The organism is Colwellia sp. MB3u-45 (assembly GCF_014077005.1).
In the GTDB taxonomy this organism is placed as follows: Bacteria; Pseudomonadota; Gammaproteobacteria; order Enterobacterales; family Alteromonadaceae; genus Cognaticolwellia.
On the sequence record NZ_JACGVC010000044.1, the window covers coordinates 467,549 to 488,274 of the forward strand.

Sequence of the window (20,726 nt, forward strand, 5' to 3'; positions counted from 1 at the left end):
AAGGGCAAAAGTATCGTCTTCTTGTTATCAGTTTCCATTTATCATTTTTATGAGAGTTCGGATGAAGCAATTTAAAGCAGCCAGTTTAATGACGGCAATCAAAACACCATTTAATGTCAAAGGCGAGATAGATTTTAATACTTATGATCAATTGGTCGCTAAACAGATTAAAGCCGGTGTTGATGGCATTGTTGTTGGCGGTACTACAGGTGAAGGACACTTGCTTACTTGGGAAGAACATTTAATCCTTATTGCTCATAGTGTTCACAAACATGGTAAAGATTTACTTATTATCGGTAATACCGGTAGTAACAACACTAGAGAAGCTATTAAAGCGACACAATATGGTTTTGCTGCCGGTATGGATGCAACACTACAAATTAATCCCTATTATGGTCGCAGCTCATCTGAAGGTGTCATAGCGCATTTTGAAAAATTGCTTGATATTGGCCCCACTTTTATTTACAACGTGCCAAGCCGCACAGGTCAGGATTTAACGCCCGAGTTAATTGAGCCATTATCAACACATAAAAACTTTATCGGTGTTAAAGAATGTACCGGTAATGAGCGCATTGCCTATTATGAAGAGCGAGGCATTGCGTGCTGGTCTGGTAATGATGATGAAAGTGCCGCTGGGCGCCATCAGTATGGCTCTCATGGTGTTATTTCGGTAACTTCTAATATTGTTCCTAACTTAATGAGACAATTAATCGATGCGCCAAACGACAGTTTACAGCAAAGTATGGAACCGTTAATGCAATGGCTTTTTTGTGAACCGAACCCCATTGGTATTAATACCGCACTCATGATGACAGGTGCTGTAGCGCCTATTTTCAGAATGCCTTATAAAGCATTAACTAAAGTGCAGCGTGAACAAGGTCTAGCCCTACTTGCCAATATTGCTAAAGATGAACTTGTAGGTGATAAACTGATGTTAATGGCAGATGATGATTTTCAATATTGTTGTTAAAAAACCTAAAACCTAAGCGTTAAGTTTATAAGCTAACCAGGTCTTAAAAATGAAAAAAACAGTGAGCTTATGCTCGCTGTTTTTGTTTCTAAGGCTATAACTAGTTTATAACTAGTCTAAAAGTAAATTAAAAGTAAATTACAAGTCAGCTAAATTTACTTGAACTTGCTGCTAATCGAGCAATTTTGCTAATTGCGGGTGAAGTGCTATCGGCAGAGAAAAGTGCTGCTCAGTTTTGTTTGTTGGACAGATAAATTTCAGCTGTACGGCGCAAAGTTGTAAATCTACTGGCTCATCAGCGTCGTTAAGTTGATTTAGCTCTGCTGCCTTGCCATGCAGTCGGTCGCCAACCACGGGCAAGCCGATACTAGCAGCATGAATGCGTATTTGATGCTTGCGACCAGACTCAATGTTAACTTGCAGTAAAGATAAATTGCTTGCTTGGTGATGTTCAAGGCAAAGAAAATGACTGCGAGCGTTTTTATCATCAATAGCCAAGTCAATAGTGTCAGGTTGCGGACGCTGCTGGTGATCGCCATGAACAATAACATGATAGGTTTTTTCTACTTGGTTTTGCTCAAACATCATACTTAATGCCCGTGCGGCACTTTTACTGTGAGCAACTAAAATTAAGCCAGTGGCGGCACGGTCAAGACGATGTACGGGGAAAACTGGCCGTTCAGGAAGCAAGTTTTTTTGTGCCCAGCGCGTTACGGTGCAATGGTCACTCCACTTTGAGCCCTGAGACAACATGCCGTAAGGTTTATACCAAACACTGTAATCACTTAAGTCGGCGATTAATATTGCCGGTGTTGGGGTTTGAGATAAAACATCCACGTCATAATAAAAATGCAGTTTATCGTCGATATGTAATTTTTTTTTCAGGCGACGGCAGCGTTGTGTCGTTTTACCGCGGCTATGCCATAATGCGCCTTTATCAATCGCTTTTTTTATTTCACCGACGCTTAAGTCACATTGAATTTGCAGCGCTTCAACGATATTTATCGCGCGATCAATATTGATATGGCATTCAAATTTTTTCAAAATAAATCTACTCAATTAATAATTAATGCTTAGTTTAACAAATTTCTTCCGATAATTGGCATGGCTAAAAGCAACTTATTATAGCTGCAAGGGAATATTGACGATAAATATGTTTAATTAAGTGTAATTGCCCTTGGTTTTTAACTTCAGAGAAAGATAAAATACCCGCAACAGTAAAACTAATATGAGCACAAGCTATGCAACGTAACGAAAAATTATTTCCACTTGATAATGTCGGTAATGCACTATGGGAGATGTTAAATAGTGGTGATGATTTAACTATTGAACGCGAGTTTGAATTTTCCACCATTTTCTCAAGCCAAGACCAAGCCTTAAAATTTGGTCAGTTACTGTTAGAAAATAATCAGAAATTATCTTTTTGTCCTTATGAAGGCGATGACAATCTTCCTTGGGAAATTACTGCATATCCTTTTATGTCAGCGAGTTATGAAAATATAGCCGCTTATCAAGAGCTACTAATGACTAGCGCGACTCCCTTTTCTGGCCAGTATGACGGCTGGTATTGTGTTGATGCGAGCAAAACCTAAAGGTTGAGAATTTTTTATGGATGAACAACAGTTTGATCGTCTAAAAAGTGTCAGCGCTAAATCATTTAATGATCAAAAAGCCTTGATAAAAAAAGTGCTAGCGGGACGCGACATGGCATGTAAGCAATGTGGAACATTTATCAGAGTTACTTTGCCTGAAGACAAAAAAACCACAGGTTTATTCTGTGCTAAAGGTTGCACGAATATCGCTTTAGATTTTGTCATATAACGAGTTAAGTGATTTTTATTAGCTCGAATGTTTGACCTGACCTAGCTCGTTATATTTTATTTGCTATAAAAATGTTGCGATATCTGCAAGCGCTTTTTTTGTTGTTGCGTGATCTGGAATGGTCGCGTCTTCACTTGGATAACCAACAATAAGCAGCATATAAGGCCGGCTATTATCATCACGACCACAAATTTTACTTAAAAATGACATGGGTTTTGGGGTATGGGTTAAGGTGACTAGACCGCTTGAGTGTAAGGCATTAATTAAAAAACCAGTGGCGATACCCACCGACTCATGCACATAATAATTGGTGTTTTTATCTGCTGTAGCAACCCCGCCTGTTTTCTCACTGAAAACCGCAATTAACCAAGGCGCATGTTCTAGGTAAGGCTTTTTAGCATCGGTACCTAAAGGCTTTAACGCGTCTAACCATTCCTCACTTGCTCGGCCCTGATAGAAATTACTTTCGTGGATCTCAGCTTGCTGGCGTATTTGTTTTTTAACGTCAATATTGTTGATTGCAACAAAATGCCATGGCTGATGATTAGCACCACTTGGCGCTGTTCCTGCTGCTTTTATACAGTTTTCAATGATCTGTTTTTCCACCAAGCGATCACTAAAACTGCGAACACTGTGGCGACGTTTAATATTTTCATAAAATTCAGCCGAGCGCTGTAACATTTCTTCAGGGGGGTATTCAATATAATCGCTTAAAGGCGATGAGTTATGGGCCTTCATAAACTAACTTCTCTAATCAATATTTTTTATAGCTTATCGATAAAACTCATCAAAAGGCAAGTTTATGTCAGCAAACTATATTTTAAAGGAGCGAGAAGTCGCTGGATATATCAGGGGGAGGGCAGTGATTTAAAAATCGTGGTGTTTTTGATGAGATAACTTAATCAAATAGCTATTGAGCCCAGTATAGCGACGCGTGACTTCAGCGTTATACACGCCAATGAAAAGGAATAGGGTCATAATTAAGCTGATGGCGGGTAAACTCACCGTTTGAATATAGGCAGACAACAGTGTGGTGATAACCGCACCCACAACGCAATAGCTTAAGGTTATACGCAACCAGATGTATGTTGCCATTAATGCTTTCTCTAGATAGAGCGGCTTTATCGATGTGACTTTTTTCAATGGCTGATTTTCTTATATACCAAGTTAATTATTCACTCATAAGTATAATTAACTAAATAGGAATATATAAGTTAATTTATATTCAAAAATAATATATGAAAGAAGTGAAGTTTATAATCTCATAGCTTTTTTTCAGTGCGAGGTTTAAATTTTTTATTTCAATAGCTTATGAGGTTTTATTTTTTAATGCTCTCAAGCGTAGTGAAATCAATAAAAAACCACTTGTGTTTGACAGCATAATTATCAACGCAGAAATTTAAATGGACTAAAATTATTCATTAACTCCTTAGGGATAAATAAGGTTTTAAAATGAAAAGCTTTAAGAATATTTTAGTGATTGCTGAAGATATTGGCCAAAATCAAACATTACTGAACAAAGCGCTGACGCTTGCGCACCGTGCCAAGGCAAGTTTAACGATTATGGCCAATAATCAAGATAAGGAAATAGCGCCGCATCTTGAGCTGATTTATCAACAAAAAATAGCAGATTTAGCCATGCTAAATGGCTATCAAGCATCAAGACTTAACATGGATATCAATATAAAATATTGTGCAGCGCCATTTTCTCACCAAGCTATACTCGCTGAAATTACTGAACATGCTTATGATTTACTGATTAAAGACATTCATTCAGCACATTTTCAGTGGGGTTTGTCTTGGTCTGATAATTATTATTTATTGCGCGAAGGTGAGACAAATCTCTTGCTCGTGGGTGAAACACAATGGCCAAACAGAGGCAAGATTCTAGCGGCGCTAGAAACAGAAGAGTTAACTGAAAAACACCAACAACTAAACCATTTTATGATAGATGAAAGTCAGTACTTGGCTACACTATTAAATAGTGAAGTACATTTGCTCAACTGCTATCAAGAACAGCCAAGCATTTCATTGGCTGAGCAGCTATTTGCCGGAGGGTTTGAAGAGCCATTACAACAGCATTGGCGTCACTTACAAGACTCAGCATTGCGCTATGGTTTACCACCAGAGCAGATACACGTTGAACCGGGATTACCCGAGTACGTTATTCCACATCAAGCTAAAAAACATCATGCGAATATTGTTACCCTTGGGGCTGGTGAGCATCATGGTTTAATCGATTTACTTAAAGGCCACTCTTGCGAGTATGTTGTTGATGGCTTAGCTTGTGATGCCCTCATTTTAAAAGCTAAAAGCTAAAAGCTAAAAGCTAAAAGGTGTAATGCACAATAGTACCTATTAGGAGGCATAAAAAAGTTAGGATAGGAGGCATAAAAAAGTTAGGAGGCATAAAAAAAAGCGCCATCAAGGCGCTTTTTTAATGCTGATATTTTTTATACTGAGATTTACGACTCAAGCAATGAACCTCGACCTAAGCAATAAACTTACGCGCGTTGCGGAACATACGTACCCAAGGCGAATCTTCTTGCCATTCGTCAGGGTGCCATGAGTTAGCTACCGTGCGAAAAACGCGTTCAGGGTGCGGCATCATAATCGTTACGCGACCATCAGTGGTGGTTAATGCCGTAATACCGTCTGGCGAACCGTTAGGGTTTGCCGGATAAGTTTCAGTGATCTGACCATAGTTATCGACATAACGCATAGCCACTGTGCCAGATGAATTTGCGCTATCAATCGCGTCATCAGAACTAAATTCTGCTCGACCTTCACCGTGTGATACGGCGATAGGCATGCGAGAGCCAGTCATACCATCAAAGAAGATAGATGGCGTTGGTTGTATTTCAACTAAACTAAAACGTGCTTCAAAGCGCTCTGATTGGTTTTGTACAAAACGAGGCCATGCGGCTGCACCCGGAATAATTTCTTTCAGGTTTGACAACATTTGACAGCCGTTACACACACCTAATGAGAAAGTATTTTCACGTTCAAAGAATGTTTTGAACATGGCTTTGGCATCTTTGTTGAACAAGATTGATTTTGCCCAACCTTCACCAGCGCCTAATACATCACCGTAAGAGAAACCACCACAAGCCACTAAACCATTAAAGTCAGCTAAATCAGTACGACCAGATAAAATGTCTGACATATGCACATCAATAGCAATAAAACCTGCACGATCAAAGGCCGCTGCCATTTCTACATGGGAGTTAACGCCTTGCTCACGTAAAATGGCAATACGCGGATTGGTACCCTGTTGTGCATCTTTTGCAATTAAATGTGCAACAATATCTTCATTGATATCAAAGCTTAAGTCAGCGCTTAGGCCTGGGTCTTCGGTATCAAATTTAACAAAGTGTTCTTGCTGTGCACATTCTGGGTTATCACGCAGTGACTGCATTTTATAGGTGGTTTGTGCCCAAGTAGTACGGTAATAAGTACGAGAGTTTTCTAACACCACTTCGCCATCACGGCTAAAGCGGAGTGTATCTTCGTTATTGATACGACCAATATCAGTACAACAATCGGCAATACCGTACTCAGCAAAAACAGCCTGAATAGCATCAGCATCACTAGCAAGAATTTGAATTACTGCGCCAAGCTCCTCATTAAATAATACATCAACGTCGTTGCCTGATATGGATGTTAACTGAGATAAGTCGATATCAACACCAGTATGACCAGCAAAAGCCATTTCAACCACAGTGGTGAACAAGCCGCCATCAGAAATATCATGGTAAGCGATCAGTTTCTCATCACGTACTAAGGTTTGCATGGCATTGAAGAAAGCTTTTAAGGTTTCAGGACTATCAACATCAGGCGTTTCATTGCCTAACTGTTTATAAACCTGAGCTAAACATGAACCCCCTAAACGTTGTTTACCTTTTGATAAATCAATGGCAATAAGTTGCGTCTCGCCTAAATCTATACGTAGTTCCGGCGTTACCGTTTTACGAATATCTTCAACAACACCAAAAGCGGTGATAATTAATGACATTGGCGAAGTAACAGATTTTTGCTCACCGTTTTCATCCCATTGGGTTTTCATCGACATTGAGTCTTTACCCACGGGGATAGTTAAGCCAAGCGCTGGACAAAGCTCTTCACCAATGGCTTTAACTGCTTCATATAAACCCGCATCTTCACCCGGATGGCCTGCTGGCGACATCCAGTTAGCTGAAAGCTTAATGCGATTTAAATCGCCGATATCAGTACCGGCAATATTAGTTAACGACTCAGCAACCGCTAAACGCGCTGAAGCGCCAAAGTTTAATAACGCTACTGGGGTACGCTCACCTAATGACATAGCTTCGCCGTGGTAAGAGTCAAGTGCTGAAGCGGTAACACCACAATCAGCCACAGGTACTTGCCATGGGCCAACCATTTGGTCGCGATTAACCATGCCAGTTACTGAGCGATCGCCTATGGTAATAAGGAAAGTTTTTTCTGCAACCGTGGGGAGTGATAAAATACGTTCTGCCGCATCAGCTAAAGTGATGTCAGCAACAGAGAAATTATCGCCAGCGGCCTTTGCTGTTTCCACGTCCTTGAATATTTTAGGGGTTTTGCCTAATAACACTTCAAGCGGTAAATCAATCGGTGTATCGAGTTTATCATTACCGGCAAAGTGGGCATCAGTCACGGTTAAATGTAGCTCTTCGGTCGCACGACCAACGACAGAAAACGGTGCACGTTCACGATGGCATATTTGTTCAAAAGTCGCTAAATTTTTGTCTGATACGGCAATAACATAACGTTCTTGAGACTCGTTACACCAGATTTCATGTGGCGCCATGCTGCGTTCATCATTAGGGACGTTACGCAGTTCAAAAACACCACCACGACCGCCATCAGCGACTAACTCAGGGAAAGCATTAGATAAACCACCTGCACCCACATCATGAATAAAAGCAATAGGATTTTCCTCTCCTAGCTGCCAACACTTATCAATAACTTCTTGGCAACGACGTTCCATCTCAGGATTTTCACGTTGCACAGAAGCAAAATCTAAACTTTCAGCGGATTGACCTGATGCCATTGAAGAAGCCGCACCGCCACCTAAACCAATGTTCATTGCAGGGCCGCCAAGGGCAATTAAGTTAGCACCGACAACAATTTCACGTTTTTGTACGTGTTCATCACGAATATTGCCTAAGCCACCGGCCAGCATAATAGGTTTGTGGTAACCACGCACTTCACTGCCATTGAATGAATTCACTTGCTCTTCATAGGTACGAAAGTAGCCTAAAATAGCGGGGCGACCAAATTCGTTGTTAAATGCCGCGCCACCTAATGGGCCTTCGGTCATTATATCTAAGGCTGAAACGATACGATTGGGTTTGCCAAAGTCGGTTTCCCAAGGTTGTTCAAAACCGGGGATACGTAAGTTTGAAACTGAAAACCCGACTAAACCTGCTTTGGGTTTTGAGCCGATACCGGTTGCGCCTTCGTCACGAATTTCACCACCTGAGCCAGTTGCTGCACCTGGATAAGGAGAAATAGCGGTAGGGTGGTTATGCGTTTCAACCTTCATTAATATTTGAATGTCTTCATGGTGATAACCATAAATATTAGTGTCTGGATTTGGAAAGAAACGACCACCTTTATTGCCGACCATAACCGCGGCGTTATCTTTGTAGGCACTTAAGACAAAATCAGGATTGAGTTCATGCGTGTTGCGGATCATCTTAAACAATGATTTAGGCTGTTTTACACCGTCAATAGTCCAATCGGCGTTAAATATTTTATGACGACAATGTTCTGAATTCGCTTGGGCAAACATGTACAGTTCTATATCGTGGGGATTACGGCCAAGTTTAGTAAAGTTTTCGAATAAATAATTAACTTCGTCATCGGCTAAGGCAAGGCCGAGTTCACTATTGGCTCGAACTAAAGCGTTTTTACCGCCGTGTTCAATATCAATGCTGGTAAGTTCACCTGGCTCTGCACTAGCAAAAAGTGCGGTAGCGTCATTGAGATCAGTGAAAATGGCTTCCATCATGCGATCATGAATTAAATTATTCAATGTCGATTGTTGCTCTGTCGTCAATGGCACTGAATTTTCGGTACTGACATAATAAGCTAAACCACGTTCAAGGCGAATAACCTTAGTTAAACCACAGTTGTTGGCAATGTCGGTAGATTTTGATGACCAAGGAGAAATAGTGCCAGGTCGTGGGGTTACTAAGATAAATTGCCCGACAGGCTCATGTTCTTCAATGGTCGGACCGTACTTAAGCAGTTGCTGTAAAACCTGAGACTCTTCAACGTTTAGTGCTGCTGAAATATGAGCAAAGTGGCTAAATTCAGCATAGATATCCGTGATGGGCAGTTGCAGCTCAGTACACTGATTTAATAGCTTGTTTACTCTAAAATCAGAAAGTGCTGGCGCACCGCGAAAGGTTTTCATCAACATCGACATAGACTATTTCACCGGGTTATATTAATTAAGGAAATTAAGCATAAAAAACGCGCGTATTATAGATGAAACAGGGCGATTAGAGAAATGATTTGTCTCATTTCAAACTAATTTTATGAGGGTAAAACTGGTTAAGCAGTAAAAAAATAGCTTTTTAAATAACTCAATTCACGTGACAATGGCTACTATGATAAAAAAACAAATAAAATTATTTGCTCATAAAGTGAATGTACATAAGCTGTTAACCTTATTGTTACTGCCCTGTATCTTTATTTTGTCTGCTTGTGAAACACAAAAAACCTCGGCAAATTTGCAGCGTATTATTGATCGCGGCTATGTAACCGTAGGCACACTTTATGGTAACACTAGTTACTATCTTGATGCCGAAGGGCCGGCAGGTTTTGAATACGAACTTGCGCAAGAATATGCTGAATATTTAGGTGTCGAATTAAAAATGATGCCGAGTTACAACTTAAAAGAGTTATTTCAGCAACTCGATAATGGTAGCGTCGATTTACTCGCTGCTGGGCTAGCGGTAACAGATGAACGTCTGAAAAATTATCACTTTTCGCCAAGTTATGATGAAGTCAGCCAAAAGTTGGTTTTCAAGCAAGGTAATATTCGCCCACGTACATTGGCTGATTTAACCGGCACGTTAGAAGTGCTAGAGCAATCTAGCCACGTGGAAAGTTTAGGGCAATTAAAATTATCTAACCCTGAATTGTCATGGTCGACCACTAACGAGTTAGATAGCGAAGAACTTTTGTTACGTGTACTTATGGATGAAATTGACTATACCATTGCAGACAGTAATGCTTTGGCCATTAGTCGCCGATATTATCCAGAGATCAGTATAGGATTTACTATCAATGAAGCAGAGTCTTTAGCTTGGATGATCAATAAAAATAGCGATGATTCCATTTTTGCTAGTTTAATTGAGTTTTTTGGTCAAGTGCATCATAACGGTGTTTTGTTAGCCTTGAATGATAAACATTATGGTCACATTGAAGAGTTCAATTATGTCGATACCCGTATGTATATCAAAGCGATTGAAAAAAAGCTGCCTAAATACCAGCCGCTATTTGAAAAATATGGTCAAGGAGTTGACTGGCGCTTATTGGCGGCTATAAGTTACCAAGAGTCGCATTGGGAGCCTCATGCTCGTTCTTATACCGGTGTGCGTGGCATGATGATGTTGACCTTGCCGACAGCAAAACAAATGGGTATAAAAAGTCGCTTAGATGCAGAACAAAGTATTCGTGGTGGTGCTAAATATATTAAACAACTTATTCAACGTATGCCTGCACGAGTGCCAGAGCCGGATCGACTTTGGTTTGCGTTAGCATCTTATAATGTTGGCTTAGGGCATTTAAACGATGCGCGTAAAATCACCCGACAACAAGGTGGAGATCATGACCGCTGGGTCGACGTAAAAGAACGTTTACCGCTCCTAAAGCAAAAGAAGTTTTATAAAAAAACCCGTTATGGTTATGCTCGCGGTGATGAACCTGTTCATTACGTAGAGAATATTCGTCGTTACTATGATACGTTAACTTGGATAGACAATCAGACTAAGCAACAGCCGGCGAAAAGTGAGTTAACGGTGAATGCGGCTGAAGAATAATGGTTAAGGCATACTAGAATATTATCTGTTATGTCACTAAGTTGTCACAAAAGTGGGTAATACTAAGTCTAGTAACCAGTAACCAATAACCAAGGGATTAAATAAAGGATTAAAAATTCAACAAGGATAAATAGTTAACTTCAGATGTTTTTGTTCCAGACTAAACATAAGTACCTACAGCTATGTCACAACACGGCTGTACGGTATTAGCAAAGCCTTGTAGCTTGAGGTAAGTCAGTAGAACAAGGCAAAACAAGTGTTGAGCAATAGTGAGTTTCACAATTGCGCACAGTGAAGAAATTTATTATTTAGACAATTTGAAGGTGATCCATTTGCTAATCTGTTTGGTATAACACTAGTATTAGCAGTCTATATATTATTAGTTATACTCATGCCAAAGAGGTAAATATGAGAATTAAAAAAAGTTTATTAAGCAACCAAAGAAAAAGAACGTTAAATCGTAATAAAACAAGATTAGTTAATCGCCGTCATACCCAATTTGCCTTGGATCTGTGTAGTAATGATCGCCCGTGGTTAAACAGCGAAAGCGAGCTGGATTTAAATTAATTTGCTAGCCTTTTAATCGTGCTTGTCGCGGTTCCAGTCGCTTTTTCAGTCATTTCGCTCCCACATTAATTGCACCAACTTCCATTGTAGTCGTCATAAAGTCACGCCATCGTTTTAAATAATCAACTATGTATTGCCAATACAATCGGCTTTTTCATTTATTAATCAAAGTGCATATTTCAGCTGTGCAACAAAGAGCGTCTAAGTAGGTGTAAAAAAAGCCCATCTAAGTTAAGCTAAACTTAACTTAAGAAAATCAATGTTTAATGAGGTCTTTTACTTATGGATGGACACGGCACTTTTTCAGTTGTACTCGAGGGCAATTTGTTAAGCATTACTTTATTAGGTACGTTTAATGATATTGCAACACTTTCTGCTTGTCAGCAAATAGAAGCTAAAGTTGAAAGCTTGAATGGTCAAGCCTTTGGCATATTGCTTAATTGTATTGGCTATGAAGGTAGTACGCCTGATGCGCATAAAATATCCAACCAGTATTTACTATGGTTAAATAAAAGTAATTATATTGCCCTAGCCACTATTTATAGCCAGAATATTTATGCTGATATTGTAAAAAATGAGCAAGCGGCATTATCTGAACTCAAAAGCCGTCGAGAGTTCACTGACGTGCAAGAAGCAAAACTTTGGCTTATAAGCCAGTTGTAGTGTGCAAGATTTCTAGCACACTATTCCCAATGTCATATTTTTACAAATGGGATTGTGTTTCCTCGTTATAATCATTTGCCCATTTTAATTGGTGTTATTCAAATGGTGTTTATTCTGGGATTCTTAGCGCTTTTTTTGCCGCTTGTTTTTCAGATTTTTTTGCTGCTCGTCGACGTTTAAAAAAAGTCGACAGCATAGTACTGCATTCATCGGCTAAAAGACCGGCTGTGACCGCCACTTGATGATTATGTTTTTCATGCTTTACTAATGAAAAAGCACTGCCTGCAGCCCCAGTTTTTAAATCGTGACTGGCAAATACTAATCGCTTGATACGACTGTGTACCAATAAACCTGCACACATTGGGCAAGGCTCAAGGGTAACGTATAGCGTGCAATCTAGTAGGCGATAATTTTGTAAATTTTTACCCGCATCACGAATGGCCATCATTTCTGCATGTGCTGAAGGGTCATTATTCATAATCGATTGATTAAAACCTTCGCCAACAATTTCCCCTGCACAAACAACCACAGCGCCAACTGGAATTTCATCATGACTGTCGGCAATTTTGGCTAGTTCAATAGCGCGGCGCATAAACTTACGATCGTCATCAGAAAAACTGTCATCATAAACACTGTGGTCAGAAACCCCGTCATCATTTACTTTACTAACAACTTGATCTTTGTGTTTATCTGCTAAGGTATTTTTTATCATAAGCTATAAAAACATTTCTAATAAATCATTAAGGTAGCGGTGGCCAAGTGTGCTGACTGACCAATGTGTGCCATTAAATTCCATTAGGTTTTTATCTTGGGCTTTTAATAATATTGGTAAAACACTGTTAATGCTTAAGCCGGTATACGCTTGATATTCATCGAGTGAGAAACCTGAAAACAAACGTAAACGATTCATCATGTATTCAAAGGGCAATTCTTCATTGCTTACGGTATGCAGTTTATCCAGTGCTTTTCTACTGATATCTAAATAACCTTTTGGATGTTTTACTTTTACCGTACGATAAATAGTTTGTTTTTCAACATCAGTAATTTTGCCGTGTGCGCCACAACCAATGCCAAGATAGTCACCAAACTTCCAGTAATTAAGGTTATGCTGACATTGAAATTCAGGCTTGCTGTAAGCTGAAATTTCATATTGCTGATAACCGGCTTGGTTTAATAACGCAATGCCTTGGTCTTGGATATTCCAAAGTACTTCATCTTGCGGTAATTTTGGCGGCCGAGAATGAAAGGCAGTATTAGGTTCAATAGTTAATTGATACCAAGAAATATGGCTTGGATTTAAGCTAATGGCGGTTTTTAAATCATCAAGTGCATGGGCTACCGTTTGTTCTGGTAAGCCGTGCATTAAGTCAAGATTAAAACTTTTCACCCCACACTCGTGAGCTAACTTTGCCGCTACTTTAGCTTGCTCGCTGTCATGAATACGCCCTAGCTTAATTAATTTATCTGAAGCAAAACTTTGTACACCCACCGATAATCTTGAAACACCGCCATTAAAAAAACCGATGAACTTATCTGCTTCAACCGTGCCTGGGTTGGCTTCTAAGGTTATTTCGATATCAACTTTATGCTCAAAACGTTGCAGAACTTGTGTTAGTAGTTGCTCAATAGCGGGTGCAGAAAACAAACTGGGTGTTCCGCCGCCAATAAAAATGGAATGTAAGGGCCTGTTGTTGAGCTTGAAACGGGTAATATCACTGTCTAAATCAAGCAGCAGCTGCGAAATATAGTCTTGCTCAGGAATAGCATGCTTTAATGCGTGCGAATTAAAGTCGCAATAGGGACATTTTTCTACACACCAAGGTATGTGGATATAAAGCGAAAGTGGCGGTGCAATTAACATCTAAGCAAGTTCTTCTAAAAGCAGTGGCACCAATTTCTGTAGTGCTTGGCCACGATGGCTGAGTTGGTTTTTTAGCTCTCTTGGTAATTGTGCCGATGTCATTTGATGTTCAGCCTGCCAAAATACGGGATCATAACCAAATCCTTGCTGACCTATTTTTTCTCTGCAAATACTACCTTGCCATACGCCATGACAAATAAGCGGCGTTGGATCGTTTTCATGGCGCATATAAACCAGCACACAATGAAAACGCGCACTGCGTTGCTCATCAGCAATGTTTTCTAGGGCGCTTAGCAGCTTAGTGGTATTGTCATCATCATTGGCATTTTCGCCGGCATAACGAGCTGAATAAACACCAGGTGCGCCGTTCAAGGCGTCAACTTCTAGACCTGAATCATCAGCAATAGCAGGTAAACCGGTGATTTTTGCCGCGTGACGAGCTTTAATAATCGCGTTTTCGACAAAGGTTGTGCCGGTTTCTGCAACATCACTTACATTGAATTCGCTTTGTGGCTTAATTTCAATGTTGTGCGTTGCTAGCAAACTAGCAAGTTCGTTAACTTTACCTTTGTTACCTGTGGCTAATACGATAGTGGTCATGGAAAATACCTTTTATATTTCTAGCTAAAAGCCTAGCTAATGTCTGATTAGCGGCTTAGCTTAAACAAGCCGTGAACAACCTATGATAGTGATAAGTAAACGACTAGATAAATTAATTAAAACAATGGCGCGCATAATACCTTAATCTGCATCAAAGAGGGAGCGTCAAAGACACAATTACCCAGAACGGAACACAAGAAGGCGATAATGTAATGAGATTGCTATCAGGGCCAAAACGCTAGTTTATGTTAACAGCAGGCAATAAAAAACGGCAAATTAATTGCCGTTTTTTTGGGGTCAGTATTATTAGTAGCTTAGCTAGTGAACATAAAGCTAGGCAAGATAAAACTAATCAACATAAAATTTTTGAGAAAACTTTAAGTTATGTTGCTTGCCTTTATCTGTGATATTAATATCAAAATAGATGGTTTCTTTATTGGTATAACTCACTTGTGCGAGATAATAAACCGCATCACCTTCTTTTACTTCGGTAAATTCTAATGATTTAATTTGCCCAACATCGTTTCTAGCTTTACCGTTAATAAAGACTGTTTTTGACGGATTACCCGCTTGGGTATTATCCAGCACTGAGATATTGACTAAACCTTTATAGCGGCTACGTTCAATACCGTATGCTTTAGCAATTTCAGGGGTTAAAAATGCCGAACCTAAGGCAATGTAATGTACATTAAGACCATCCATTTTTTTCATGTTTTCAGCGCTACTGGTGGTAATAACAGACAGTGCTAATAAAGTAATTAATACAAATTTGTTGATGATACTTTTCATGTTGATGACCTTATTATTTAAGTCGTTGATGTTTAGTATATATGACAATCTCAAATTAGATAACCGCTTACAACATCCCCCAATACGGTATCCAACCTCTAAAGAGAATATTAAGTACGTTCAATAATAAAAAGGCGATCAGCACAGATAAATCAAGTCCACCAATGCTGGGGATAATGCGTCTAATCGGTTCTAAAACCGGTGTAGTCAGTTGATGAAAAATCATTTGCGTTGGATTGTAACCTTGAACTACCCAGCTCATTAACGCCATGACCAACATAATGATAAACAGTAAAATTCCGGTTTGTTTAATAAGATATATTAAGCCCAAATACAAAGCAGAAACGATATCAATAGGGCCACTATTGATTAATGGAATAATGATAAAAGTTAACGTGGCGAAAACATAAGCTAAAACAATGGTGGCTAAATCAACACCAGCAATACTGGGGATGATACGGCGCAATGGAATAACTAATGGGTTACTCACTTTAACAATAAATTGACTAAAAGGATTATAAAAATCAGCGCGCACTAATTGTAACCACACTCGCAATACTAAAATCATGAGTACAGTGTCAAAGGCAAATTTAAGCAAGTAATTAATTGCTTCCATCTAAAACTCCAAAATTATGAGAAGGGATTTGATCATCATGTAATAGTTACTCAAGTTACTCAAGTTACTCAAGTGACTATTGGAGATGTAAAAGACTAAAATATCAGCATGTTACTAATTTTTTATACAGTTAAAATCTCAAACATCATGATAATAATACTATTAACCATTTTTCGCCATTTCTTTAGCACGATCTACAGCACAATTCATGGCATTTGATACCAGTGACTCTAATCCACCTTCAATCAAAGAACTCAGAGCCGCTTGGGTTGTGCCACCTTTAGAGGTGACGTTTTCACGTAATTTGCTGATCGGTAACTGATTTTCTATCACCATCTTAGCTGCGCCTAAGGCGGTTTGCTGAACAAGATCTCGACTATCTTGTTCGCTAAATCCATAGGCTATTGCCTGTTTTTGCATAGCTTCCATAAATAAGAAGAAGTAGGCAGGGGCAGAGCCTGACACGGCAATGATATGATCAATCTGTTGTTCTGATTCTAACCATTTAACAATACCGACTGATTCCATAAGCGATGTGGTGAATGCTCTTTCTTCGTCATTAGCGTGATCGTTGGCATATATTCCAGACACGCCAAAACCTAGTTGTGAAGGCGTATTTGGCATAGTTCTGATCACAGTACATGGTTTATTTAGCGCCTGCTCTATTTGCTTTATGGTGCATCCTGCCGCAACAGAGATAAAACATTTACCGGTAATATCCACATGCTCACTTAAGTGTTGGCAAACATCGCTAATAAGGTAAGGCTTAACGCCAAGCACGATAACGTCAGCAAATGTTGTTGCTTCAATATTATCTGGTGTTTGCTTAATGCCATGTGTTGCTTGCAATGCTAAGCGTTTTTCGGGCGATGGATTCGACACCATGATATTTTCAGGGTTGAAACCGCCATTGATAAGGCCAGAAATAATAGCGCCGTTCATGTTGCCTGCGCCGATAAAAGCTATTTTTTTCATAATTTTCCTTCAAGAATTACTGATTCGATATTTAGTCGTCGCTCAAATACCGGAATATTTTGTAGTAAACCGTCACTATTGTTAGCGGCAGATACCTTTTATATTAACATTATTATATTATTTTTTTTGCACTGATTTACTTAGCTTCTAGCGCCAAATATTGCTGAGCCAATACGCACTAACGTAGAGCCGGCATTAATCGCAAGTTGTAGGTCAGCAGACATGCCCATTGATAACGTATCCATGGTGGGATATTGCTGTTTAAGTTCGATGAACAGATTCTGCATCTTAACAAAACTTGCCTGAGCCGCATTTTTTTCTGGAATGGCCATCAAACCACGCAAGCATAAATTGTCACAAGTTTCGATAACAGCCAGCAGTTCAGGAAGCGCTTCGGGTAATACGCCAGCTTTACTTAATTCGCCACTAATATTCACTTGTAAACAAATGTTTAGCGGAGTATCTTGACCAGACCTATGCTCGTTAAGACGTTTAGCCACTTTAATTCTGTCTATGCTATGTACCCACGAAAAATGGCTAGCGATTAACTTGGTTTTATTGGTTTGAATTGGACCAATAAAATGCCAAGTTATATCTGGCTTATTTTGCAAAGCGATAATTTTTTCCACCGCTTCTTGTACATAGTTCTCGCCAAAATTTCGTTGTCCTGCGTGGTAAGCTTGTTCGAGCATTTCAATAGGTTTAGTTTTACTTACCGCCAGCAAAGTGACTTCATCAGGGTTGCGGTGAGCAAGTTGACAAGCAGAAGCAATTTGCAGTTCAACCGCAGCAATATTATCTTTAATAGCAATCATATTGTTTATTTCAGTTCTCAATGACTTATTAAGTTGTTAGTTCAATTATAAATTAGACTAAGAGGTTTGTATGGATATTACCGAATTATTAGCATTTAGTGTCGAAAATAATGCTTCAGATTTACATTTATCAGCGGGAAATCCCCCGTCTATTCGCGTCGATGGTGATGTGCGAAAGTTAAATATACCAGCATTTGACGAAAAAGATGTTAACGCTTTGGTCTATGATATTATGAATGATAGACAACGCAAAGAATATGAAGAAAATTTAGAGGTCGATTTTTCTTTTGAAGTGCCAAATCTAGCGCGTTTCAGGGTCAATGCCTTTAATCAAAATCGTGGCCCTGCCGCGGTATTTCGTACTATCCCGAGCAAAATTCTCTCATTGGATGATTTAGGTTGCCCTGATATTTTCCGAGATATAGCCGATCTTCCTCGTGGTTTAGTCTTGGTTACTGGGCCTACAGGCTCAGGTAAATCAACAACGCTGGCCGCGATGGTTGATTATATAAATAAAAATAAGCACGATCATATCTTAACTATTGAAGACCCGATTGAATTTGTGCATCAAAGCCAGTCATGCCTGATTAACCAACGCGAAGTTCATCGCGATACCTTAAGTTTTAGCGCCGCATTACGCTCGGCTTTACGTGAAGACCCTGACGTTATTTTGGTGGGTGAAATGCGTGATTTAGAAACCATACGTTTAGCGATGACCGCAGCTGAAACTGGCCATTTAGTTTTTGGCACCTTACATACAACTTCAGCGCCAAAAACGATTGACCGTATTATTGATGTATTTCCGGGCGAAGAAAAAGCTATGGTGCGTTCCATGCTTTCTGAGTCATTGCGTGCAGTAATCTCGCAAACCTTGGTTAAAAAAGTGGGTGGCGGACGTGTTGCTTCGCACGAAATTATGATGGGTGTGCCGGCAATTCGTAATCTTATTCGTGAAGATAAAATTGCACAAATGTATTCAGCTATCCAAACGGGTATGTCTCATGGCATGCAAACGATGGATCAATGTTTACAAAACTTGGTCAACCGCGGCATGATAACTAGGCAAGATGCTATGGACACAGCGTACGATAAAAACCAATTTAATGGTTACTAGTCTTGCTGGTGTGAAATAAAGCGAAAGGTAATTAAATGAATTTTCATGATTTATTACAAAAAATGGTGCAGCACGAAGCATCAGATATGTTTGTTACGGCTAAATTGCCCGTTAGTGCAAAAATTAATGGTGAACTTATCGCTATTGATGAGCAAGTTTTGTCGGCGACTGAGGCTTTAGGCTTAGTGCATGACGCTATGTCAGAAAAACAAAAAATTGAGTTTGAAGCAAGCAAAGAATGTAACTTTGCGATTTCGATAGACGGCATTGGCCGATTTCGTGTGTCGGCATTTTGGCAGCGAGATATGGCAGGTATGGTTGTTCGCCGTATTGTTACCGAAATACCCGAAGCGGATGATTTGGGTTTACCCTCAGTACTAAAAGATGTGGTGATGTCAAAGCGCGGTTTATTGTTATTTGTTGGCGGTACGGGTACCGGTAAGTCAACGTCAATGGCCGCGTTAATTGGCTATCGTAACAAAAACTCTCGTGGCCATATCCTGACGATAGAAGACCCCGTTGAGTTTGTTCATGAGCACGGTAAATGTATGGTAACGCAACGTGAAGTGGGTTTAGACACTGAGAGCTTTGATGCCGCCTTAAAAAGTTCTTTGCGCCAAGCCCCTGATGTTATACTTATTGGCGAAATTCGTAGCCAAGAAACCATGGAGCATGCGTTGAGCTTTGCAGAAACGGGTCACTTATGTATTGCGACCTTGCATGCTAACAATGCAAACCAAGCTATTGATCGTATTATGCATTTAGTACCCGCAGATCAACATGGCAAACTACTGTTTGATCTTGCATTAAATTTACGCGGTATTGTCGCGCAACAATTAATTCCAACGCGTGATGGTAATAGCCGAGTGGCAGCGATTGAAATATTACTTAACTCACCGTATATCGCTGAGCTAATTAAAAAAGGTGATATCGGTAGTATTAAAGAAGTTATGGAAAAATCTACTGATCAAGGTATGCAAACATTTGACCAAGCATTATTTCATTTGTATCAACAAGGACTTATTAATTACGCTGACGCTTTGCATCATGCTGACTCACCTAATGATTTACGCTTAATGATCAAATTGCGTAGCAATGATCAAGGAGGAACGGGTTCATTGTCGGGTGTAACGATTGATGGTTTAGCGCCGAAAGAGCAATGATAACTATCGGATAAGTCGCCCGTTCTAAACATAAAAGCATGCCTATATCGGCATGCTTTTATGTTTAGAAAGAGTGGTGATTTTTTAAACGCTATAATAAAATAAAATAAAATATAATAAAGTAAAATAAAGTTTAGATGCAAAATAAAAGGATCAGCCAATGTTATTTACAATACGTGTGTTAATGCTTGTTTTAGCCTTCACTACAGTTAATTTCGCCATAGCTGGGACTGATGAATTTATGGCGGGGCCAGTGATTAAAAACTATGGCAAGCATGCCAAGGTTCAGCAGGATTTTAATTTTGATAAAAATAGTGTCTTTAAAGTCGCTTTTGACATCAGTGAGCAAGGAAAAATAGGCGAGGTTAATCGAAAGATCGAGACTCTGGCGCGTTTTATTAACATGCATGTGGCAAATGGTATGCCGGCAAAGAATATTCATTTAGCTTTGGTGGTACATGGTAAAGCGGGTTTTGATTTACTAAAAGGGCTGTTGTACCAAGAAAAGTTTCAGCAAAAAAATGCGAATAGCGCACTGTTGCAAGACTTGATGAAAAACCAAGTAAGGGTTTATTTATGTGGTCAATCGGCCGCTTATTACGAGATTAGCAATGACATGTTAGCACCAGGCGTTGAAATGGCCTTGTCTGCAATGACCGCTCATGCGGTATTACAAAGCAAAGGTTATAAGGTTAATCCATTCTAAGGCTTT

Annotated in this window: 21 protein-coding genes; 10 read left to right on the forward strand and 11 right to left on the reverse strand. The window is 39.6% G+C overall.

From position 1 onward, the window contains the following. Window positions 1–61 precede the first annotated feature (61 nt). Window positions 62–970, forward strand: a complete 909-nt coding sequence (gene dapA, locus H4J41_RS07305) for a 4-hydroxy-tetrahydrodipicolinate synthase (protein WP_404842450.1) — start codon at window positions 62–64, stop codon at window positions 968–970. A 171-nt stretch (window positions 971–1,141) separates the two neighbouring features. Here the strand turns inward: dapA and H4J41_RS07310 are convergent, their stop codons facing one another. Further along, complete coding sequence (locus H4J41_RS07310; protein WP_182138051.1) at window positions 1,142–2,014, reverse strand: RluA family pseudouridine synthase; 873 nt, start codon at window positions 2,012–2,014, stop codon at window positions 1,142–1,144. A 197-nt stretch (window positions 2,015–2,211) separates the two neighbouring features. On the opposite strand from H4J41_RS07310, the gene H4J41_RS07315 reads away from it, so the two are divergent. Together H4J41_RS07315 and H4J41_RS07320 are read left to right on the forward strand one after the other, a co-directional pair. After that, window positions 2,212–2,562, forward strand: a complete 351-nt coding sequence (locus H4J41_RS07315; protein ID WP_182138052.1) for a ribonuclease E inhibitor RraB — start codon at window positions 2,212–2,214, stop codon at window positions 2,560–2,562. Between the two features lie 16 nt (window positions 2,563–2,578). Continuing rightward, a complete protein-coding gene (locus H4J41_RS07320) occupies window positions 2,579–2,791 on the forward strand; it encodes a hypothetical protein (RefSeq protein WP_182138053.1) in 213 nt (70 codons plus the stop codon). Window positions 2,792–2,854: 63 nt separating this feature from the next. Here the strand turns inward: H4J41_RS07320 and H4J41_RS07325 are convergent, their stop codons facing one another. Both H4J41_RS07325 and H4J41_RS07330 read right to left on the reverse strand, forming a co-directional pair. Next, the gene (locus H4J41_RS07325) at window positions 2,855–3,529 is read right to left on the reverse strand and encodes a nitroreductase family protein (protein WP_182138054.1); all 675 of its coding nucleotides are present in this window, start codon (window positions 3,527–3,529) and stop codon (window positions 2,855–2,857) included. A 129-nt stretch (window positions 3,530–3,658) separates the two neighbouring features. Next, window positions 3,659–3,934, reverse strand: coding sequence for a hypothetical protein (locus H4J41_RS07330; protein WP_182138055.1), 276 nt, complete (start codon window positions 3,932–3,934; stop codon window positions 3,659–3,661). A 309-nt stretch (window positions 3,935–4,243) separates the two neighbouring features. On the opposite strand from H4J41_RS07330, the gene H4J41_RS07335 reads away from it, so the two are divergent. Next, window positions 4,244–5,110: a universal stress protein gene (locus H4J41_RS07335; RefSeq protein ID WP_182138056.1), complete on the forward strand. Its 867-nt coding sequence runs from the start codon at window positions 4,244–4,246 to the stop codon at window positions 5,108–5,110. 172 nt (window positions 5,111–5,282) lie between these two features. Here the strand turns inward: H4J41_RS07335 and purL are convergent, their stop codons facing one another. Beyond that, entirely contained in the window at window positions 5,283–9,218 is a 3,936-nt protein-coding gene (gene purL / locus H4J41_RS07340; RefSeq protein WP_182138057.1) for a phosphoribosylformylglycinamidine synthase, read from the reverse strand. 196 nt (window positions 9,219–9,414) lie between these two features. Between purL and mltF the strand changes: the two genes are divergently transcribed. The 3 genes from mltF to H4J41_RS07355 all read left to right on the forward strand — a co-directional run bounded on the left by mltF (window position 9,415) and on the right by H4J41_RS07355 (window position 12,081). Continuing rightward, complete coding sequence (mltF, locus tag H4J41_RS07345; RefSeq protein WP_182138058.1) at window positions 9,415–10,851, forward strand: membrane-bound lytic murein transglycosylase MltF; 1,437 nt, start codon at window positions 9,415–9,417, stop codon at window positions 10,849–10,851. A gap of 408 nt (window positions 10,852–11,259) precedes the next feature. Beyond that, window positions 11,260–11,418, forward strand: coding sequence for a hypothetical protein (locus H4J41_RS07350; RefSeq protein WP_182138059.1), 159 nt, complete (start codon window positions 11,260–11,262; stop codon window positions 11,416–11,418). 282 nt (window positions 11,419–11,700) lie between these two features. Next, window positions 11,701–12,081, forward strand: coding sequence for a hypothetical protein (locus tag H4J41_RS07355; protein ID WP_182138060.1), 381 nt, complete (start codon window positions 11,701–11,703; stop codon window positions 12,079–12,081). Between the two features lie 109 nt (window positions 12,082–12,190). Here H4J41_RS07355 and tadA read toward each other — a convergent pair whose 3' ends face one another. The 7 genes from tadA to H4J41_RS07390 all read right to left on the reverse strand — a co-directional run bounded on the left by tadA (window position 12,191) and on the right by H4J41_RS07390 (window position 17,737). Next, complete coding sequence (tadA, locus tag H4J41_RS07360) at window positions 12,191–12,793, reverse strand: tRNA adenosine(34) deaminase TadA (protein ID WP_182138061.1); 603 nt, start codon at window positions 12,791–12,793, stop codon at window positions 12,191–12,193. Between the two features lie 3 nt (window positions 12,794–12,796). Further along, complete coding sequence (gene hemW / locus H4J41_RS07365) at window positions 12,797–13,942, reverse strand: radical SAM family heme chaperone HemW (RefSeq protein ID WP_182138062.1); 1,146 nt, start codon at window positions 13,940–13,942, stop codon at window positions 12,797–12,799. Beyond that, window positions 13,943–14,542: an XTP/dITP diphosphatase gene (locus tag H4J41_RS07370; protein ID WP_182138063.1), complete on the reverse strand. Its 600-nt coding sequence runs from the start codon at window positions 14,540–14,542 to the stop codon at window positions 13,943–13,945. It lies immediately after the preceding gene. Between the two features lie 348 nt (window positions 14,543–14,890). Continuing rightward, the gene (locus H4J41_RS07375) at window positions 14,891–15,331 is read right to left on the reverse strand and encodes a DUF4426 domain-containing protein (RefSeq protein ID WP_182138064.1); all 441 of its coding nucleotides are present in this window, start codon (window positions 15,329–15,331) and stop codon (window positions 14,891–14,893) included. A 67-nt stretch (window positions 15,332–15,398) separates the two neighbouring features. Next, window positions 15,399–15,947, reverse strand: a complete 549-nt coding sequence (locus H4J41_RS07380) for a YggT family protein (RefSeq protein WP_182138065.1) — start codon at window positions 15,945–15,947, stop codon at window positions 15,399–15,401. A 162-nt stretch (window positions 15,948–16,109) separates the two neighbouring features. Next, the gene (gene proC / locus H4J41_RS07385; RefSeq protein ID WP_182138066.1) at window positions 16,110–16,922 is read right to left on the reverse strand and encodes a pyrroline-5-carboxylate reductase; all 813 of its coding nucleotides are present in this window, start codon (window positions 16,920–16,922) and stop codon (window positions 16,110–16,112) included. Window positions 16,923–17,062: 140 nt separating this feature from the next. Next, window positions 17,063–17,737, reverse strand: coding sequence for a YggS family pyridoxal phosphate-dependent enzyme (locus H4J41_RS07390; protein WP_182138067.1), 675 nt, complete (start codon window positions 17,735–17,737; stop codon window positions 17,063–17,065). Between the two features lie 70 nt (window positions 17,738–17,807). Here H4J41_RS07390 and H4J41_RS07395 point away from each other — a divergent pair, with 70 nt between their 5' ends. From H4J41_RS07395 to H4J41_RS07405, 3 genes are all read left to right on the forward strand, one after another. After that, the gene (locus H4J41_RS07395; protein ID WP_182138068.1) at window positions 17,808–18,851 is read left to right on the forward strand and encodes a type IV pilus twitching motility protein PilT; all 1,044 of its coding nucleotides are present in this window, start codon (window positions 17,808–17,810) and stop codon (window positions 18,849–18,851) included. Between the two features lie 35 nt (window positions 18,852–18,886). Next, window positions 18,887–20,014 (forward strand): PilT/PilU family type 4a pilus ATPase, encoded by a 1,128-nt coding sequence (locus H4J41_RS07400; protein WP_182138069.1) that lies wholly within the window; start codon window positions 18,887–18,889, stop codon window positions 20,012–20,014. Between the two features lie 160 nt (window positions 20,015–20,174). Further along, window positions 20,175–20,720, forward strand: coding sequence for a DsrE family protein (locus tag H4J41_RS07405; RefSeq protein ID WP_259363263.1), 546 nt, complete (start codon window positions 20,175–20,177; stop codon window positions 20,718–20,720). Window positions 20,721–20,726 lie beyond the last annotated feature (6 nt).

What these genes read in the sequence shown, in the direction of transcription:
- H4J41_RS07400 (WP_182138069.1), top strand. Translation starts at nt 18,887, where the DNA reads ATGAATTTTCATGATTTATTACAAAAAATGGTGCAGCACGAAGCATCA.
- H4J41_RS07320 (WP_182138053.1), top strand. Translation starts at nt 2,579, where the DNA reads ATGGATGAACAACAGTTTGATCGTCTAAAAAGTGTCAGCGCTAAATCA.
- dapA (WP_404842450.1), top strand. Translation starts at nt 62, where the DNA reads ATGAAGCAATTTAAAGCAGCCAGTTTAATGACGGCAATCAAAACACCA.
- mltF (WP_182138058.1), top strand. Translation starts at nt 9,415, where the DNA reads ATGATAAAAAAACAAATAAAATTATTTGCTCATAAAGTGAATGTACAT.
- H4J41_RS07390 (WP_182138067.1), bottom strand. Translation starts at nt 17,737, where the DNA reads ATGATTGCTATTAAAGATAATATTGCTGCGGTTGAACTGCAAATTGCT.
- H4J41_RS07325 (WP_182138054.1), bottom strand. Translation starts at nt 3,529, where the DNA reads ATGAAGGCCCATAACTCATCGCCTTTAAGCGATTATATTGAATACCCC.
- H4J41_RS07355 (WP_182138060.1), top strand. Translation starts at nt 11,701, where the DNA reads ATGGATGGACACGGCACTTTTTCAGTTGTACTCGAGGGCAATTTGTTA.
- purL (WP_182138057.1), bottom strand. Translation starts at nt 9,218, where the DNA reads ATGAAAACCTTTCGCGGTGCGCCAGCACTTTCTGATTTTAGAGTAAAC.
- H4J41_RS07375 (WP_182138064.1), bottom strand. Translation starts at nt 15,331, where the DNA reads ATGAAAAGTATCATCAACAAATTTGTATTAATTACTTTATTAGCACTG.
- H4J41_RS07370 (WP_182138063.1), bottom strand. Translation starts at nt 14,542, where the DNA reads ATGACCACTATCGTATTAGCCACAGGTAACAAAGGTAAAGTTAACGAA.
- hemW (WP_182138062.1), bottom strand. Translation starts at nt 13,942, where the DNA reads ATGTTAATTGCACCGCCACTTTCGCTTTATATCCACATACCTTGGTGT.
- proC (WP_182138066.1), bottom strand. Translation starts at nt 16,922, where the DNA reads ATGAAAAAAATAGCTTTTATCGGCGCAGGCAACATGAACGGCGCTATT.
- H4J41_RS07380 (WP_182138065.1), bottom strand. Translation starts at nt 15,947, where the DNA reads ATGGAAGCAATTAATTACTTGCTTAAATTTGCCTTTGACACTGTACTC.
- H4J41_RS07405 (WP_259363263.1), top strand. Translation starts at nt 20,175, where the DNA reads ATGTTATTTACAATACGTGTGTTAATGCTTGTTTTAGCCTTCACTACA.
- H4J41_RS07315 (WP_182138052.1), top strand. Translation starts at nt 2,212, where the DNA reads ATGCAACGTAACGAAAAATTATTTCCACTTGATAATGTCGGTAATGCA.
- tadA (WP_182138061.1), bottom strand. Translation starts at nt 12,793, where the DNA reads ATGATAAAAAATACCTTAGCAGATAAACACAAAGATCAAGTTGTTAGT.
- H4J41_RS07335 (WP_182138056.1), top strand. Translation starts at nt 4,244, where the DNA reads ATGAAAAGCTTTAAGAATATTTTAGTGATTGCTGAAGATATTGGCCAA.
- H4J41_RS07350 (WP_182138059.1), top strand. Translation starts at nt 11,260, where the DNA reads ATGAGAATTAAAAAAAGTTTATTAAGCAACCAAAGAAAAAGAACGTTA.
- H4J41_RS07395 (WP_182138068.1), top strand. Translation starts at nt 17,808, where the DNA reads ATGGATATTACCGAATTATTAGCATTTAGTGTCGAAAATAATGCTTCA.